This is a genomic window from Aliihoeflea aestuarii (genome assembly GCF_024105665.1).
Lineage (GTDB): Bacteria > Pseudomonadota > Alphaproteobacteria > Rhizobiales > Rhizobiaceae > Aliihoeflea > Aliihoeflea aestuarii.
Map to the genome: position 1 here is coordinate 23,534 of NZ_JAAAMK010000017.1, position 18,501 is coordinate 42,034.

Below are 18,501 nucleotides of genomic sequence, written 5' to 3' on the forward strand. Positions count from 1 at the left end.
CTCATTCCCATGAACACTCTTGGAATTATCTCCGACACGCACGGGCTCCTGCGCGAAGAGGCCATCAAGTTGCTCTATGGTGTGGACCACATCATCCACGCTGGTGATATCGGTGAGCCGAACATCCTCCAACGCTTGGCAGCAGTTGCTCCCGTATCGGCAATTCGCGGCAATATCGATGTTCAGCCGTGGGCGTCATCCTTGCCCGACACGATCCAAACCACCCTGTTTGGCCAGAAGATCTACGTGATCCACGATCGCAACGAACTTGCAATTGCTCCAGCGGAAATGGGCATTGACCTTGTGATTTCAGGTCATTCTCACCGCGCCAGCATCGAAAGGTTGAATGACGTTCTGTACGTCAATCCCGGAAGCGCTGGCCCGCGCAGGTTCACGCTCCCCATAACTTTGGCAACTATCGAGATTGCCGGTGGCCAGCTGTCACCTAACATTCGAGAGCTCTTATGAGCTCAATCCTCAACGAATTTAAGTGACTGAATCGGGGCCGTTTCCGGATGGTCCGCTATCGGGCCGCGTCTGGCGGTTGACCGGGCCTGTCTGTCGGGCAAAGTTTGCCCAGTCTGCATACGACCCCAATTCGGTCATTCCGACTGCTTCCACCGCTGTTCGCAATCTGCCGTTCCTCCGGCTTCCTTCCGTTGGCAAGGCTGATACCGACCCTCTGGCGGTCGGCTCAAGCGTGCTTGGGATCGTTGGCGGCGAAGATCTGCACCAGCGAGTCGTAGACGCGATCTCCGAAGTCCATCGCTCCTTCGCGCCCGCCTGGGCCCGCAAATACCTGCGACAACGAGGTGTAGGGTAAAAAGCCCGACTTGATCGTATCGACGGGCCTGCCGTTTTCGAGCACCGTCTCCGTCACGGTTTCGAACAGACCCGGCGGCACGGGATGGAGGGCGTTGGGATTATGTATCAGCATGGCCTCCTGCCCCCAGGTCTCTTCCGGCGTCCCTGGGTCTCCGACGATATACGCAAAAGGTAGGGGCTGATGGGCGTTGGGATCGGGATCGTTCATGGTTCCGAAGCGGAGCATCGTCACGTCCTCGTCGGGGTATGGTCCAGCCAAGGCGACACGCATGAACTTCGGTACCGTTCCTGCATTAGTCCAGAGTACGGCCGAGACGTGTTCCGTTCCCTCCAAGTTGAAAAAGCCGGACGGAATGTCCTTGTCTCCGCTGACGTGGCGGGCAATCTGCTTCTGTTCGATGATGAGCCGACCGCTATCGTCCCAACTTGGCGATTGCCTGATCCCATACAGATAGAAGGCGGTGGCCGCGCCGCCGAAACCAAGCGAACCGTGCTCGTGAAAGGATTGCACCGCAATCACGAACGGCTGACCTGTGACGTGGGGCAATTGCCAGTAGGCTTTAGGATTCCTCTTCTTGTCGATTCGATGCAGCAATTTGTTCCGCAGCGCGCCGCCTATGCGCACCGGGATGTCGTTCTCGGATCGGTCGCGGATGTCTTGGATGTCCAGATCCCTAGTGTTTGTCGGCTCGTAGGGAATGAGCCTGCTACCCCCCTTGTCAGTGCGGTTCGCGGTCGTGCATTCGATGTGGATTCGAACACCTCCTTTCTCGACGCTGAAGTCCGGATGGTGAGCGTTGCCGATCATCGTGAACCCCTCGGAGTGAAGGAGTTCGCTGACATAGAGTTCGAACGTTCTGTTGTCGAAGCCGGTCGTCTGGAACTGTTCCACGAAATTACCGTCGCGGTCAGGGAAGCGGGCGAAGGCTTCGTTAATCATCGCCCGGGTCGATCGGTTGCGCGGCGATTCCTTAAGGAACCTGTAGGATGGATGCATCTGCTTCTTGGGCGGGGACTGCCCAAACAGGCCTCTCGTCGGTTTGAATCTTGCTGCAGTTGGTTTCATCGCCTCCGTCGATCCTTCTCATCCGGTTGAACTCGGGCCACCCCCAATTTCAGTCGTTTGCCAGACAACGAGCACGGCTGCTCCGACCCTACTAGCGGAGCAGCCTGAAAACGACCTAGTTCATTCCAGGCTTCGAATGATTACAGCCCGGATCTGGACCGGTGTCATCTTGCTGTGACGGCCGTCGTACGTCGCACCGTGGCCGTTCCACAAAGACCCCTTGGCAACAGGCATCGCAGCTCCGCCAAGCAATCTGACAACCAACCTCGCATGGGAGGGAAGAGTATCGACGGTAGCGCGAAACATTGTCGTCCCGGCCCTCCTCGATCGACCGATAAACACCGGACGACTTGAGTTTTTGAGTTCAAGGTAGAGACACGACTCCGCTAGCGCATTCTCTATGAATTCGAGTGTGAGCTGCTTGGGCTTCATAAGATAGACGGTATCGTCCGTGCGTACGGATTAAACTCCAGACAACTAGGGTCATCGGCGGCGATGCGGACCTTTATCATGTCCACGCTTCCGCCCGCTGACAGGTGGGTATGATTGTTATTATGACCCATGATGTGCGTCAGGACGCGGACTATCTGGTTTGTACGCGTCCACATACTGCTGGAAGGGACGTTGGAGCCAACCGCGGCATGAAGCGTGGCGACCCAAGCAGCGCGGGAGCGCTGGTGGAAAGTTTCGACATTCACAGACGTTACCTTGTGGCTTGAGGGATGTTCGCCATGTCCCTGTGCCGTCAAGTCCCGCTTTGTCAGGCAAAGTTTGCCTGGTCAGCACACGACCCGTTGCAGCCATACAGCGCATTCATCGCCGCCAGAGGAGCGGACATTCTGCGGCAATGGCAATATCGCGCCAGCGTGGCCGTGGAACGCGAGGCAGGGTGGGTTTCTAAAAAAGGGTAAACGATGATGCTTGAGCAGGTCGAACACTGGCATAAAGGCGGAACTCTGCGGGCAAAAGGGCAGATGCTGGACGGGGCCCTGTCCGGATATTGGGAGTGGTTTCGGATCGACGGTACCAAGCTGCGTTCCGGTCACTTCGATAACGGACAGCAGGTCGGCGAGTGGATCACCTATGACCGGAGCGGTCGTCCACACACAGTCACAAAGAAGATGCGAAAGTAGACAGGGCAATCGCTAGGTAGGCAGACGGTCGGTTTTCCACCCCGGATGCGCCGGTCTCGAGCCGACCCCATTTTGGTCATTCACGCTTCCGGTAGGATGCCCCAAAAGCGGCCGACGGCGTATCTCAAGATAGACCCCAGTGAAGTGCTTGTTGATCATCGTATGCACGGGCAAATACTAGCATATTAGGGAAGTCGCGTCTGGTTAGTTCAACGAATCCAAGTACCGCGCTTGGGCGTTGGAACTGCGATGATGCAGCCTACCGGCTCCGCTTGGTAAGCATGCAACCGAGATGAAACGGACTATCTCTGCGTCGTCCCATTTCAAAACGAGGCGTGCATGCGATTTTCTCAAACCAAGTTCACCCCGCGCCGCATCAAACTTTTTTGTCAAATGCGCCTCGCAAACCTTTTATCAGCGTTCGACCTAGCAAATACCCAAAGTTATCTCGAACATTGCCTGATCAGCCGCGAGTTTCCTCCGTATCGTGGAAGCTCGATCGACATTGAGCTTATCGCAAATGGATGCGGCGTTGACCCCGCGGTGCTTCGCAAAGCTCAAAGCGAGTTACAGTCCATCTGCGATGCTATATGCCGTGCGCTGGCCAACAGACCGCTAAGCGCACGAAAATTGAAGCGGTCGATGCGACGTTCGAAGACGTCCAATCCGCGAGGCGCACCACGTAAATCCGCCGAGCCATCAGACAATTTGGTATCGGACGGGCCAAGAACCGATAGCCGAAAGCTATGTTCAATCGACGACAATCCTGAGGCTCTCTGGACTGACTGGTCTGAGCCTTCGGATTTGGCATCGGCACTTCGCCTACATCTGGAGCGACATGGTGAGACCGTTTACCGCCTCGCGAAAGCCGTAACTCTCGCGGGCGTCCTGCTTGATCGACCTACCCTTGCTAAATGGGTTGCTGGCACCGCATCCCCCCGCACGGTCAACAGTCTGGAAGCACTTGCCTGCATAGAAAAGCGCTATGGTCTTCCAGACGGCAATCTTCGAGCGAAACTTCCGCATCCCAACCGTGCGTTTGTCGCCAACCTTCTCGACAACATCCCACTTCCCGAGCGCCGACGACTCGCTTGGCACCTCCCGACAGATTTTGCGGGACGTCCCGAGGCTGAGCAGCAGGAAATCCTAGATTGGGTGCGTAAGAATATCATTAGCGGCTCGACGGACTACCGCCGATATCAGGCCGCGGCGCAGCGTCAACGCTTCGCCGTCCGCTTTCGAGGTCCTGATGGATCAGCGCGTTGGGCAGGAAAGCGCGCGAATAAGCGGAATGCAGCTCCCCACGGAATCCAACACGATGCCGCTCGGCAGAACAAGGTCGTTGACGCCCCGCAGCAGCTTCAGAGCGAGATGAATGATCTGCTGCGTTTCAAAACCGCCACCCTGACCGCCTTTGGTATGCGCCGAACCGGAGTTTGGAACAGCGAAACTGCCGCGCAGAAAATCGAACATCTTGGCCTGATGTTTGGAGCGTTTGTTGCGTCACCCGACAGCGAAATTCGCGGTTACGGTGCCGAGCTCGATACACTGAGCTTCGCCATCCTAATGTTTCCGCAAGTCTGGGACTGGTATCTGCAATGGCGTGAGCAACGGCGTGGGTTTTACACCAAATGGGAGATCGACATGCTCGCGATCGGTCTGGCTCTCGTGCGCAATGAGACGGGCTGGCTGCGTCAGAATCCTCGGATAGCTGAAAATCTCCAACCGATCCCCGGCTTGATTAGTTGGGATGACATTGAGACAGTTCGTGGCAACTGGGACGCTGCATGCGATGCCATGCACGCACATGGCCGACACCGGACACGTGAGCTCAAGCGCGTGGCTCGAGTGCATCGCGATCCCTTTGAGCCAATCCTCCCGGTTCTCGAAGCGAAGAGCCCGGTGAGTGAGTACCGCAAGATCACCGAGGAAATTGTCAAGCGCATGCCCGATGAGAACCGCTATCCAAAGGCGGCGGCAGAGGCCGTTCGATCGTTGCTGATCCTGCGTCTGGGTTTGCATACAGGGCTTAGGCAAAAGAACTTGCGTGAACTTTTGCTGTGCCCGCATGGGCGGCTGCCGACAGCGGAACGCATTCTGGAGGAGCAGCGACGGGGTGAGATTCGCTGGAGTAGCCGAGATCAAGGGTGGGAAGTGTTGATCCCGGCACTGGCCTTTAAGAACGCCAATTCATCGTTCTTTGGATCGAAGCCCTTTCGGCTGATATTGCCGGATCTCGGCGGACTTTACGAAACGATCGAAGCCTGGATCGCTCGTCACCGAGCGCTCCTGATCGGCCCGGCGGAAGATCCAGGTACTTTTTTTGTAAAGTCAGCAAAGCTCACAAGTACCGACGCCGCATACTGCCAAAACACCTTCTTCGAGGCTTGGCGGCATACGATCCAACGTTACGGGATTTATAATCCGTTCACCGGTCGGGGCGCGATTGAAGGCTTACTACCACACGGTCCCCACAATGTCCGCGATGTCCTTGCGACGCACATCTTGAAACAAACAGGCTCTTACGAGCAAGCAAGCTATGCGATCCAGGACACACCAGAGATGGTTGCGCAGCACTACGGTCGCTTCTTGCCACAAGATAAAGCGGAGATCGCGGCGCGCATTCTCAATCAGGTTTGGGAAGCCGCATAAGAGCGAGCGCGCGGGCAGAGTATTGAATGTTACTCCTCATATGCGCTTGCGACGATGATCGATCAACTGCCAAGCACCAGACTCCGATGACGGGCAGCGGCTTTCGACCCCAACTTTGCCGGACCAGCAACGTCTGCTTTCTCCGAAAGCGACCTGAAAGCCGACCGTCTGAAAACCACCCCGAAGCTGCCACTTCATCGTAGCGGCGGGTGGTAACACAGGTACCATGCCTGGCTAGCCCACCTGGCGTTCGGTGATTTGGTCTACGACCCCTTGAGAAGATTGGCGATTGTTACTATCGCTGACCAGAGCAAAGAGGCCACGATGACCATGAATCAAAACGAAGCTGAGGTTCAGCTTGAAATCATCAGCAACATCGTGTCGGCGTATGTGGGAAACAACGCTGTGCCGACGACTGAACTTCCGGCATTGATCGAAAGCGTGGCGACAGCCATTGCGCGGCTCTCGCCGACGGGCGCGCCGCTTGAAATCGAACAGACCCAGAAGCCTGCTGTCCCGATCAAGAAATCGGTGACACCGGACTACATCGTTTCGCTTGAAGATGGACTGAAATTCAAATCGCTGAAGCGTGCCTTGTCGGCCAGGTACGGCCTAACTCCGGACCAATATCGACAAAAGTGGAACTTGCCTTCTGACTATCCGATGGTCGCTCCCAATTATTCCAAGGCTCGCTCGGAGCTCGCACTGCAACTGGGATTGGGGCGGAAAACAGGTGCAAAACCGGGTCGTAGACGTAAATCATGACCTCGATCGGTTTGGGATTTCCTGAGGCAATTCGCAACCCTGCTCCTAGCTAGGTACAGCGATGTCTTGCGACCGACCTGGTGGAATATTTCGGAGGCCATCTAGCCTGAAAATGCGAACGCTCGACACGTACCGTCTCGTCGTCTTGCGCAGTGCGGCATGCGCTGCGGCTGTCCTGATGACTTTGGTAGCCGATGAATCTGGTGCACACGCCGCAGACCGTCTCATTGGCAGAGCTACCGTCATCGACGGCGACACTATCGAAATTCATGGCGAACGCATTCGGTTCAATGGGATCGATGCGCCGGAATCCGCTCAAACCTGCCTGTCGGCCGGAGGGCGTGAATACCGATGTGGTGCTGCCTCGGCCAATGCATTGGCTGAGTTCCTCGCTAAATCCGTCCCTGCTTCGTGTGATTTCGTTGAACGCGACAGATACGGCAGGTTTGTCGGGACATGCACCCGTGCCGATGGAGCCGGCGTCAACGAATGGATGGTCGAAAACGGCCATGCCTTCGATTGGCCTCGCTACAGTGGCGGATCATACGCCCTATCTCAGGAACTTGCAGAACGTGAGAGCCGCGGCCTTTGGCAGGGCAGCTTTGACTGGCCATGGGACTGGCGAAGAGGGGCCAGGGAGGCGACCGCGGCCCGCCAGCCTTCAACTGAATCCGGATGCGTGATCAAGGGCAACATCAACTCCAAGGGGGAGCGGATTTTTCATTCGCCGGGGCAGAGAGACTACGAGCGCACCGTCATCCATGAGGACCGAGGACAGCGGTGGTTTTGTTCGCAAGAGGAAGCAATCGCTGCAGGCTGGAGGCCTGCCCGAAGATAACTGTGAACATGTATATTGCTTGGTTCGCTATCCGTACTTACAAGCTGTAGTTGCCGAGTGAAAAGGCTTCGCTGCAGGGGTATGGGAATTGGCGAAAAAGTTCGACAGTCTGAATAAGCTCCGCGAGAAAATCGCGACGAGCAGTCATGGTTACAGGTCATCGACCGAAACATTTGCCAGCATCGACGTTGAGAAGGTCGCTAAGGACCTTGATCTGGTCGAGGCAGCCCAGGAAAATGGGCGAAATAACCGGCCCCCGAGCTCGGCGAAAAGCATAGATGCCTTCGAGCGGACCGTCGTCGAACTGATCCGGGACGAGCAAAAATCGGCACATCAGATCGTCGAGGACAATCTGCAGCTCTTCTCGGAGCGCATGGCAGGCTTGGATTTCGACGAAAAGTTCGGCCTGATCCGTCAAGCAAACGAAGCCAGCGTCACTGACTTCAAGGGCGAGGTCTCGGTGGGCTTGGATGAGTTGCACGACAAGCGTCGAATCCTTCACACCGCCGAAGTCGAATATGAAGATTTCAGAAAAAGAAATCGGTTGGTTCGAGCAGCTCGCGTCTCCAGCGGCTTCACGCTCTATATGAAATTCGCGATCATCGTCTTGCTCCTGATCATCGAGACGATTCTCAACGGGTCGTTCCTCGCCGGAGGCAGCGATGAAGGATTGGTCGGCGGGTTTACCTTGGCGCTGACCTTCTCGGTCATGAACATCGGCGGCGCGCTCCTGTTCTCCATGTTCCTGGCCACGCATTTGGTCCATCGGAACTGGTTGTTTAAGCTGGTTGGCCTGCTGGGTGCTTCTGCATATGCCGCTTACGCTGTCGGCATTAACCTGGGCTTGGCACACTACCGCGACATCTCGCTGCGGCCCGGTTTTGAAGGCGATATCGGCACAGCTACGATGCAAAGCCTGACCAGCACCCCGTTCCAATTGGATTCGGTGAATTCCTGGTTGCTTTTCGGCCTGGGTTTCATGTTCTCGATCATTGCCTTCATCGACGGAACCTACATCCGGGATCCCTACCAAGGCTACGGCGGCGTCAGGAAACGTCTCGATCGTGATCGACAAGATTACATCAGTCGGAAGGACGATCTGATCGACACTCTTTGCGGAATTCGCGACGATCATAACGCCAAGGTCGAGGAAGTGGTCGGCAACCTTTCGAAAAGCCAGAGAGAGTACCGGGCAATCGTCGAGCACCGCGCGCGCATCCTGTCGCTCTTCGCAACGCATCAGGATCAGCTTGAACGGGCGGGGAACACGCTTCTCAAACGCTACCGCGCAGAAAACACGAAAGCGCGCGAAACCGCTCCACCTAAGTATTTCGAGAGCCAGTGGAAAATGGATCGTATCCAGCCTCGAAAACCCGGTGATGCAGAGTGGGGCGAGAAGGAGCTTTCTGAGGGGATCAGGTCCGCGCAGGATGAACTGCGCGCCCAGATGAAGCTCATAAGCAAGGAATGCGAGAGCGGGATTGAGCAGTACCGCGCGCTGGACAACATTCATCCGGACAAGCTTCATGGCTAGATCTCGCAGTCGACGGTCTTCGGGGCGTGGCACCCGGCGCAGAAGCGGATCCGGCGTTACAGCACTTCAAATTTTTGCTGCCGTCCTGGTGACGGGAGCAAGTGCAGCGCTGCTTGGCGGCTACCTGTGGCTCAGCTATGGGCGGGATCAGGATGTCGCACTGGATCAGCTCGGGTGTCCTGTGACGGGAGCGACCGGGATGACGGCAATCATCATAGATGCCACAGATCCGATTTCCGAAATCACCATGGCCAACCTGAAGAACGAGTTCAGACGTGAGGTCGCTCAGGTTGGCAAGGGTCAGTATCTGCGGATTGCCTCTCTGACCGGGCAACCTCGAGAGCTCCCGATGATGTTCGATGGCTGCAATCCAGGCGACGGGTCAAGTGTCGACCAGTGGACCAATAACCCAAATAGGCGGCAACGCCGATGGGAGGAGGAGTTCGGCAAGCCGCTCGAGCAGCTTCCTGCCAGCCTCGACAATGGCATTGGAGCCTCCCAGTCGCCCGTGATGGCGGCCGTTCAGAAGATCCGAAACGATCTTTTCGACAGTGATATCGCCGTTCCGGGATCCCCAAAAAGGATCATCATCGTTTCGGACATGATTGAGCACACGGATCTCTATTCGCAATATCGCTCCGGCGCGGATTTCGCGGCGTATCTGGCGTCCGACGCATATCGGACTTTCAGGACCACTCTGAGCGACGTCGAGGTTACGATCCTCTACGTCGAGCGTGCCAACAGGCGCTTCCCGTCGTCTGAGCATGTCCGTTTTTGGAACGATTGGATTATTGAGAACGGCGGCAGGATCGGCAGCATCAAACGGCTTGAGGGGTTGAACTGATGGCCAGATCGAAATCTTCGTTCGTGGATGGACCGTACCTCCAACTAGGCACATTCGCTGTGTTCACGTTTGGCGGCTGCGGTTTCATTTTTGTCGCGAAGTCAATGAATATGTCTCCAACCTTGTCGCTGGTGGTGCCAGTCGCTCTGATGGTCATATTCATGATCATCTCGAAGGTGCTCGGCAAACTGCGGATGCACGATGAACAGACGGGAGACAACCTCTACTACATGGGGTTCCTGTACACGCTCACGTCTCTTGGCGCTTCGCTTTACAATTTCGGTGCGGGGACCTCCACCGACGACGTGGTTCGTAATTTCGGCATCGCAATCAGCTCGACGATTACGGGCATCGCACTTCGCATCATGTACAATCAGATGCGCCGAGATCCTGCAGATATCGAGAAGGCCGCCCGGCACGAACTGGCAGAGATGTCGCGTAAGGTCCGCACGGAAATGGACAGTGTCAGCCGCGAGTTCGCGGACTTTCGTCGGATCAGCAACCAGATGCTCGAGGAAGGCTTCCACGAGATCGCGGCGCAGGCTGCCAAAAACGGTGAGCACATCCGCGATATTTTGGACAAGCAGGCCAGCGAAGCCATCAAACCCGTTCTGGAGACGTCTGAGCGGCTCGGCGCGGCGATGAACCAGAACTACGAGCGTATCGAACGCCAATTCGCGGAGATCGCACAGAAAGTCGAAGCCGCCGGAGAGCTTCTGGACAAGGCTAACACGTCCATGTCGGAATCAACGGCCCGCCTGGGCGATCAGGCGGGAAATGTCGCCGACAAGCTCGAGAAGGTGATCGTCCCGGACGAGGTCCTGAAAAACGACCTCGCCCCAATGGTCAAGAAGCTTGGTGAACTTGTGGGCATGTATGCGGTCAAAACCGAGCATGCCGCGAAGGATCAGAACGAGCGAATGCTGGCCATAGCTGCGATGGTGGAGAAGGTTGCAACGTCTTCGGAGCGCGCTGCCAAAGCAGCCGAGACGGCGGCAGAGGTCTCCTCGGATCAAGAAGACCGTTTTGCAAAGCTCGCCGAAGCGGTCGAGAAGCAGGGCATACATATCTCGCGGGTTGCGAAGGTTGTCGCACGCAAGGCGGCGAAGGAAGAGATCGTCGATATCTCCGTTCCTGAAAACGACGCTGCCCAAATGCAGGCCGTGCCCTTAACGGTCGCCGCCCCGAAGACAGTGCCGAATGTTGTGGGAGGAACCGTCGAGATCGATGGGCCTGAAAGGACCGACGAGTTCCAACCGGTCATCGAGCCTGCCGAGAGGCCCCAGCGCTTCACCGGATTTTGGAACCGATGAGCAGAACGCAGATAGGCTCCGAAAGAAGTGGTTACGGGCGAGGCCTGATCCTTGGCCTGACAATGGCGGAGACGATGCTATTGCTCGTCTTCTGTCTCCTGCTCGCGGTAGGGGCCATCATCGGCAACAAGGATAAGGAAACCAAGGAGGCGATCGCTGCGCGGCAGGCCGCCGAAACGGCGCTCGCAGCGATCGAAAGCGAGAGAGCAGCGCTTGATGAGCAGATGAAAGAGATGCTGGCCTCGCGAAGTGGCGCAACTATCGACGAGGAGTGGCGTGAGCTTCGCGCAGCGCAGCAAGGTGTGAGGAAGATCGAGGAAGCAGGGCTAACGTTGGCAGAAGCGGTAGAAAGCGCCGCGTTGACGAAATCTGCTCGCGAGCATGGTCTCCAAGCAGAAACGATTGCAGATATGGTTCGTGCGGCAAAATCTGCCGCCGATCAGGGAATGACTTCTGCCGAAGTGCAGGAGATTACAGCCGCAGCGGAAGTTCTCAAAAAATTCGGCTACGACAAAGCCGCTACCGCGGCCGAATTGGCATCGATACTGGAAGCTGCGGGGCGAGCTGACGGACGTGACGATGGCCCGCACGATTGGCCGCCGATCATCAACCTAAGCGAAACCGACGGCCAGTCGTTTGCGAGCGGCAGTGCCGAGCTCACGGAGGGGTTCAAGACGCGCCTCCAGGAGGTCGCCCCGGTTATTGCAGAGCGTTTGCAGGAATTCGATGTCGACATCGTCGAAGTCATTGGCCACACAGACGAGCAAGCGATGTCCGGTACAGCTTCGAATATGGACCGCAGCATGCGGGAAGTCCTGGAAGGTTCGCAGCCCGTGTCCGCGTTGAGACCGGTCGACAATGCAGGTCTCGGGCTCGCACGCGCGTTGTCGGTCGTGACGTTTCTGAAGGGCCTTCCGGAGCTATCAGAGGCTACCCACGTCACGTTTATTCCGATGTCAGGTGGACAGCTAATCTTGCCCGGGGATACTGTGACTGACGGGTCGAATTCCGGTGCCGCAGCCGAACGACGACGCATCGAAGTCAGGGTCCGGAAGCGGATCAACAATGCGCCTGAGCAGCTCGACACTTCGATCTCCGAAGAGGCGAGGTTACCGTTCTTCGACGGCGTGGCGCGAGTTCTGACTACCCTTCCTAATTAATACTCGATCATCGAAGCCCTCGCCCCACGCACACAGTTCTTCTGACCGGTTTTGATCACTCATCGCTGAAGAGTTAATAAAGCCTTCGTGGGGCCTCCACGAAATTTCCAGGGATTGCGCAGTTCCCAGCGTCACATTTAAGACTTCTGGGCTAGCCGCAGAATCTCTCATTTAACATTGCCAAAATGACGCCTAAGCTATAGTGCCGGGGAATGGCGTTAAAGGCTGGAATTTTCCCTCAGGCGGGGCAAGTGTTAATATGCAATTTTGGACCAGACCCCGACAAAATCGCGGAGCCTGGGATCATGACTGGTCCGCTTGGTGTAAAGCCTGAGATGTACAAGGAGCGTCACTGTGTAGTGCTGAGTGCCGGTCGAGGGCTGACTACAATCGTGCCGTTTTCAACGGTCGCTCCAAGGACACCGCAAAAGTATCACTTTTGCATTCCTCCGGGTTCGTACGGATTTTTTGATCCGCATGAGGAAAATTGGCTCAAGGCCGACATGCTGGAGACCGTTAGCAACGAACGTCTCGATCAGCCTTTTTTTGCTGGAAAGAGGTCGAATGTGAAACTCTCAAAGGATCATTCTTTGGAGGTTCGGAGAGCTGTTCTGCATTGGTTAGGCTTCAGCCGCTTGACAGAGCATCTGTGAGCCGCCATATTTCGCATGTCAGCCGTATCCATTCGGCAAGCTAGATCGTCAGAGCCCTGCAGGTCCAAGCCTGTGGGGCTCAAGTCGTTTTAGCATAGTTTTTCTGTCTTACCGAGGATTTCAAATGCGCTGCTAGGTCTCAGGCGCATGAGGGGCGTCACCTGCAGCCACAGCTCGCGAAGTTGGCGTCCAATTTAGGCAGACCGTGACCTGCCACTGAACTTTCATCCAGCGGCGATTAGAGCCTCGGCTGTTTTGCTCCGATCCCATTCTTTGGACCGCCGGATGCTGGAGTTTCCGGCATGTTGTCACGTTGGCGGGCTGGCAGCGCCATCGTGATTTAGCAACGAGATCGGGACGTTGTGCCCGATCGCCCCATGCGGACGAACCTCGTTGTAGTATCTGCGCCAATCCTCCATCTTTTCGGCCGCATCGCGTCAGGAACCAGTGCGCGTTCAGGCATTCTGCCCTGAAGCGACCGTTGAAAGCTTCGATGTAGGCGTTGTGTGTTGGCTTTCCCGGCCGCGAGAAGTCGAGCGTGACGCCCTTCGTGTAGGCCCACAGGTCAAGGTCTCGGGAGATGAACTCGGACCCCTGCCACGCTCGTCGACGCCGAAACCTGCAGGCGGAGGGCTGGGCCATGGCGAAGCCCAGGGAGTCTCAGGAACAGCATTTCCTGATGTCGCTGCAGTGCCGCACGTGGACGTGCTGACCAGCACGATGCTACGCGAGGATACCTCCTATAATCTGTTCAGGAAGCTGCGCTGGCCTGAGACTGACCAGGGCCAGACTTCGACCCTCCCCCACTTGGCGACCACGGCACCGCCACAGCTCAGGCAGGTTCCCTTGAGCTTTGGTTGAGCCTCTGTTCGCTCTCTATTCACAACCGCCAATTTCACGTTTTGCCCCGTCTTTTGATGTGGAGAGATTGCCGGTCTCGTCCTCGAACCCTCTCCCCCTACAGTTGAGGATATGCTATGGCACAGCCTAAGAGATAGTCAGTAATCGATATTAAGTCTTGATACGATCGGGCGGGGGCCAAAACAAGATGCATCTTCACTCTCTCTCATTCATGAATTTTCGTAGATTGAAGAATGCGCGCGTCGAGTTCTCGAACGACCTGACCATATTTGTTGGGGCCAACAACAGTGGAAAAACATCTGCAACTCACGCTATTGATCTGTTTCTATCCGGCTCGAAGGACAAATTTACTGTCAATGATTTTAGCGCGGATTGCTGGCCGGACTTTGAAAATTTTCCGGCGGACGATTCGGTTGAGCAAGCCTTCGAATTCCCGGCTATAACTCTTGATGTGTGGATCAGCGTTGATCCTGACAATCTCTACCGGGTCGTGGATCTCCTGCCCCGAGCCGCATGGGAAGGGGCACTCGTCGGTGTCCGGATTGAGTTTGCCGTGAAGGACGCCGCTCAAACGCTGGCCAGCTACCGAAGGATGGCGACCGAGGCCGCGAAGTTCGCCCAGAATAAGGCTGAGCACGGCGCAGACTATAAGCCTTGGCCCCGCAACATGCGCGACTATCTCGCGCGCCAGCTGAAAAATGAATACGGCCTGCGCTATTTCATACTCGACGAGGCGTCGCTCGACCCCGCCAACGCTGGTAAGACGTACGCGCCGAAAGAGATCCTGGGAGACACCGAGCGAACGGGACACTCAATCATCAATTCGCTGATCAAGGTGGACTTCCTGAGCGCTCAACGACATCTTGGTGATGGTAACGCACAAGCTCGAACAGAGGATTTGTCCAAACGGCTCAGCCGTTTCTACACGCGCAACCAGAGCAAGCGCGAGGACGACCATAACGCTTTGCGCGCGTTGGCGCTCTCTGAAGATCAACTGACGAAGCATTTTTCGGACGTGTTCAAGGACACATTCAAATCGCTACGCAAGCTCGGGTATCCCGGCCTTTCCCACCCTTCACTGGAGATCCGCGCCGCTCTACGGCTGGAGCGGCTGATGGGCGATCAGCAGGCCAAGGTGCACTACCTGCTTGAAGAGGCGGCGGATGGCGCAGAAGCCCTGTCTCTCCCCGACAGCTACAACGGGTTGGGTTTCAAAAACCTAATCTACATGGGCGTCGAGCTGCTGGACCTCCACGCTGCGTGGTCGCTCACGGAAGAAGGCGAGGAAGAAAAGCGCCAGCCAATCCACCTGATGTTTATCGAGGAGCCGGAGGCGCATATGCACGCGCAACTCCAGCAGGCCTTCGTTCGCAAGCTCACCGAACTCATCCCACCTGCAGGGGCAGACGGTCACGTCACGCAGTTCGTCATCACGACGCATTCCCCGCACATCCTGTACGAGCGGGGCTTCAAACCGATCCGCTACTTCCGCCGATCGGCCGAAATCGGCTCCAAGCAAAGCTCCTCCGTTTTCAACCTCTCTGCCTTCTACGCGAGCAACAAGGACGACCGGGACTTTCTCCAGCGATACATGAAGCTAACGCATTGTGACCTCTTCTTCGCTGACGGCGCAATCCTTGTTGAAGGCAACGTCGAGCGCCTCGTACTTCCGTTGATGATCGGTCACGGTGCTGAGAAGCTGAACGCGGCTTATCTCAGCATTCTTGAGGTTGGTGGCGCTTTCGCCTTTCGTTTCCAGAAACTGATTGAGTTCCTCGGCTTGCCGACCCTGATCGTGACTGATCTCGACAGCGTGTACCCGCCCAAGCCTAAGAAGGTTGCTGAGGCTGTTCCGGAGGCCGACTGGGACGCCGCTGCCCAAGGTAACAACGCCGCTGGTGAAGACGAAGACGAGGAAGATGATCTCGACGATGAGGCTGCGACTGAAGGGGATGAGCCGAAGCCAAGCTCAAAATGCCCTGCCGGAACGCCTGGAGCTGTGACGGCAAACCAGACCCTGCGCCAGTGGCTCCCCGGCAAGATACTTATTGAAGACCTTCTGGCCGCGATGCCTGAAAGCAAGCTGCAAGCGCCGCAGGATGGCTCCGGTGCGCATGTGATGGTGACGTATCAGTGCCCCGTGACCGTGACGTGGGGAGCGGAGACGGCCGAGCTGAAGAGCCGAACCTTCGAAGAAGCCTTTGCCTACGAAAATCTTGAGTGGTGCCAGAAGAAGGAGCACCACGATCTGAAGCTGAGATGGAGCAAGGCGGGAACGATGCCGCTTGCCGACTTGGCTTCCAGGATCCATACGCGCGTCAAAGGCCAGCATTTTAAGAAAACCAACTTCGCCTTGGGCCTGTTGGCTAGCAGCGACGCGACTTGGGTCGTCCCTACTTACATCCAGCAGGGCTTGGACTGGCTGGCACAACACGTCGCAGTCGTAGAAGAGGAGACGGACGACACGGCTGCAATCGCCGGTACCGACGCCGCTCCTGCCCAACCTCAAGACCTTCAGGCGGCTCAATGACCAGCCGCGCAGGAAAGCCTGATACGCCAGCTGATATCGAACTGAGAACCTTGCTAGATGATGATGCGTCAACCGGGTTCGTGATGGTCTCAGGTGCAGGGTCAGGAAAGACGACATCGATCGTCAAAGCGCTCGATCATCTTCTCAAAACGCGAGGCCGCGCTCTGCGAGCGCAGTCCAAAAAGATCGCCTGCATTACTTACACAGAAGTCGCGGTCGGCGAGATTTGGGGTGATGTCGGCAACAACCCGTTATTCCAAGTGTCCACGATTCACAGCTTCCTCTGGGCGGCCGTGAAGCCATTTCAGAGCGACATCGCAAGCTGGGTTGGACGTCGGCTCGACAAGAAAATCACAGACACTGAAACTGAGATTGCAGGCTTCACGAACAGGACGCGGGCGTTGACGCGCGAACGTAAACACGCCGACCTGGAGCGATATCGAGCCCAAAAGCTGACGATCGGAGATGTGAAGCGCTTCACCTATGGCGTCGGAAGCGACTACCCGAAGGGAATTCTGGGGCACGACGACGTTATCAAGCTTTCGACCGAGCTAGTCCAACACCTGCCGGTTATCGCCAAGGTTGTTGGGCAGAAGTACCCGTTCATCTTTGTCGATGAGAGTCAGGACACCGATCCGGGTGTCGTTGCGGCACTTAAGTCGATCTCAGCCTTGCTTGGTAATAAGTTCTGCCTCGGTTTCATTGGCGACCCGATGCAAAAAATCTACACGTCCGGGGCAGGCGTCATAGCGCCTCTCGAAGGTTGGAAGCCTATCGAGAAGCCTGAAAATTTTCGCTGCCCCGTCGCTGTCCTCAATGTGATCAATCAGATCCGCGCGGGCGATGACGGTCTTGTTCAGACCGGCGGCAAAACAAAAGAGGTCGGAGGTGCACGCGTACCGGTCCAGGGCTCTGCGAAGCTGCTCGTGGTGTCCAAGGCCGACCGTACCCAGAGCCTTGCCGAAGCGCGACAGTGGCTAGCCCATCAGAACAACGACGCCCTTTGGCTCAGCGATGAAGCTGACGCTGACGTGAAGGTCTTGGTAATTGCCCACCGGATGGCGGCCAACCGCCTTGGCTTCGGCACCCTTTATGAAGCCTTTCACGACAGAACCTCTGACGGTCTCAAAGCCGGCTTCGATGACGGCACACATTGGTCCGTCATTCCATTTTTGAAGCTGCTGGCTCCTTTGATGCTGGCCCATGCCGATGACGATCAATTCGAAATTATGAGCCTTCTACGTCGCCATGCGCCTTTTTTGCAGCGCGAATACATGCAGGCGAACGCTATCCCCGGAATTCTAAAGGATATGGACACTCGGGTGAAGGCGCTCGCACAGATCTGCGGAGAGTCTTCAGCGTGTCCTGCATTTGCTGCGTTCGAGCACTTGCGGGACGGAGGCATGTTTAAGCTGGATGATCGCATCGTTGAGGCAATGGCCGAATACGATCCTGCGGCTCCATCTGCCGAGAGCGGCGACGATGCCGCTTTGGTGAAGCTTCTTCACACGCCGATCCGGCAACTATGGGGCTATCGTCGCTACATCGAGGAGCAGTCGCCGTTCGAGACGCATCAGGGCGTAAAGGGCGCGGAGTTCAGCCGAGTTCTCGCGATCTTAGATGACGAAGAAGGTCGGCATAATCAGTTCAACTACGGGAAGTATTTCGGCATAACACCTCTATCCGACACGGACGAACAAAACATTCGGGACGGCAAGGAAACGACGATTATGCGCACCCGTCGCCTTCTGTATGTCTGCTGTTCCAGAGCCGGCGAGGATTTGGGTGTCGTGTTTTTTGCAGATGACCCTGCACAGGCTCATGCCGCTATTGTCGCGTCGCGTCTCTTCCCCGCTGAGGACGTGATTAATCTCGCCTCATCCTAGTCCTTTATAGGCTGTTCTACAGAAGGGCTATCGACCTTAGGCGTCCGGGAGTTCGTTCAGCGGCTCTTTCGGTGAGATGCCGAATGATGCCGAATGGCAGTCGTTCGGAGCTTAGAGCCGCCAAGGACAAAAGCCAGGTCTCCGGTCAACTTCCGATCGAATTGAAATGCAAAAAGCTGCTGCGACCAATCGGGGGCCAGCCTCCTTAAGCCGCGCAGAGCGGGATTGAAGGGCTATTTGAGTGCAAACTATGCGCGTTTGAGTGCGAACTATGCGACTGGCGACATGTTACCCATGTCTCCGGGTCCTACAATAGAACGACCCGAGACATAGGTGACGTTTTGTACCGGACACATGGGTAACACTTTTCGGCTTTGCCGGGAGGTGTTGATGCCGTGGATGGAGTGTTCGGTGATGGAAGAACGTCTACGCTTCGTGGCC

Annotated in this window: 13 protein-coding genes and 1 pseudogene; 12 read left to right on the forward strand and 2 right to left on the reverse strand. The window is 56.5% G+C overall.

Going from position 1 to position 18,501, the window contains the following annotated elements; genetic code table 11:
• The first annotated feature begins 9 nt into the window (after positions 1-9).
• Complete coding sequence (locus GTW25_RS19900) at positions 10-468, forward strand: metallophosphoesterase family protein (RefSeq protein ID WP_252914032.1); 459 nt, start codon at positions 10-12, stop codon at positions 466-468.
• Positions 469-694: 226 nt separating this feature from the next.
• On the opposite strand, the gene GTW25_RS19905 is transcribed toward GTW25_RS19900, so the two are convergent.
• A complete protein-coding gene (locus GTW25_RS19905; RefSeq protein ID WP_252914033.1) occupies positions 695-1,891 on the reverse strand; it encodes a hypothetical protein in 1,197 nt (398 codons plus the stop codon).
• Between the two features lie 914 nt (positions 1,892-2,805).
• Between GTW25_RS19905 and GTW25_RS19910 the strand changes: the two genes are divergently transcribed.
• From GTW25_RS19910 to GTW25_RS19950, 9 genes are all read left to right on the forward strand, one after another.
• Positions 2,806-3,024, forward strand: coding sequence for a toxin-antitoxin system YwqK family antitoxin (locus GTW25_RS19910; RefSeq protein WP_252914034.1), 219 nt, complete (start codon positions 2,806-2,808; stop codon positions 3,022-3,024).
• A gap of 339 nt (positions 3,025-3,363) precedes the next feature.
• On the forward strand, positions 3,364-5,676 hold the full coding sequence (locus tag GTW25_RS19915; protein ID WP_252914035.1) for a hypothetical protein: 2,313 nt from the start codon (positions 3,364-3,366) through the stop codon (positions 5,674-5,676).
• Between the two features lie 330 nt (positions 5,677-6,006).
• Positions 6,007-6,441: a Ros/MucR family transcriptional regulator gene (locus GTW25_RS19920; protein ID WP_372493261.1), complete on the forward strand. Its 435-nt coding sequence runs from the start codon at positions 6,007-6,009 to the stop codon at positions 6,439-6,441.
• A gap of 178 nt (positions 6,442-6,619) precedes the next feature.
• Positions 6,620-7,279, forward strand: coding sequence for a thermonuclease family protein (locus GTW25_RS19925; RefSeq protein WP_252914037.1), 660 nt, complete (start codon positions 6,620-6,622; stop codon positions 7,277-7,279).
• Positions 7,280-7,367: 88 nt separating this feature from the next.
• Positions 7,368-8,813, forward strand: a complete 1,446-nt coding sequence (locus tag GTW25_RS19930) for a hypothetical protein (protein WP_252914038.1) — start codon at positions 7,368-7,370, stop codon at positions 8,811-8,813.
• Positions 8,806-9,657, forward strand: coding sequence for a hypothetical protein (locus GTW25_RS19935; RefSeq protein ID WP_252914039.1), 852 nt, complete (start codon positions 8,806-8,808; stop codon positions 9,655-9,657). Before GTW25_RS19930 ends, GTW25_RS19935 begins: the two co-directional genes overlap by 8 nt.
• Positions 9,657-10,970: a hypothetical protein gene (locus GTW25_RS19940; protein WP_252914040.1), complete on the forward strand. Its 1,314-nt coding sequence runs from the start codon at positions 9,657-9,659 to the stop codon at positions 10,968-10,970. The genes GTW25_RS19935 and GTW25_RS19940 overlap by 1 nt, the downstream gene beginning before the upstream one ends.
• A complete protein-coding gene (locus tag GTW25_RS19945; protein ID WP_252914041.1) occupies positions 10,967-12,130 on the forward strand; it encodes an OmpA family protein in 1,164 nt (387 codons plus the stop codon). Before GTW25_RS19940 ends, GTW25_RS19945 begins: the two co-directional genes overlap by 4 nt.
• A gap of 305 nt (positions 12,131-12,435) precedes the next feature.
• Positions 12,436-12,783 carry a type II toxin-antitoxin system PemK/MazF family toxin gene (locus tag GTW25_RS19950; protein WP_372493259.1) on the forward strand — a complete coding sequence of 116 codons (348 nt, stop codon included), beginning with the start codon at positions 12,436-12,438 and terminating at the stop codon, positions 12,781-12,783.
• Between the two features lie 308 nt (positions 12,784-13,091).
• Here the strand turns inward: GTW25_RS19950 and GTW25_RS19955 are convergent.
• Positions 13,092-13,389: pseudogene (locus tag GTW25_RS19955) on the reverse strand (integrase core domain-containing protein); the annotation flags it as partial.
• Positions 13,390-13,831: 442 nt separating this feature from the next.
• On the opposite strand from GTW25_RS19955, the gene GTW25_RS19960 reads away from it, so the two are divergent.
• Positions 13,832-16,174, forward strand: coding sequence for an ATP-dependent nuclease (locus tag GTW25_RS19960; RefSeq protein WP_290128139.1), 2,343 nt, complete (start codon positions 13,832-13,834; stop codon positions 16,172-16,174).
• Complete coding sequence (locus tag GTW25_RS19965) at positions 16,171-18,060, forward strand: UvrD-helicase domain-containing protein (protein ID WP_252914044.1); 1,890 nt, start codon at positions 16,171-16,173, stop codon at positions 18,058-18,060. The genes GTW25_RS19960 and GTW25_RS19965 overlap by 4 nt, the downstream gene beginning before the upstream one ends.
• The last annotated feature ends 441 nt before the right edge of the window (positions 18,061-18,501 follow it).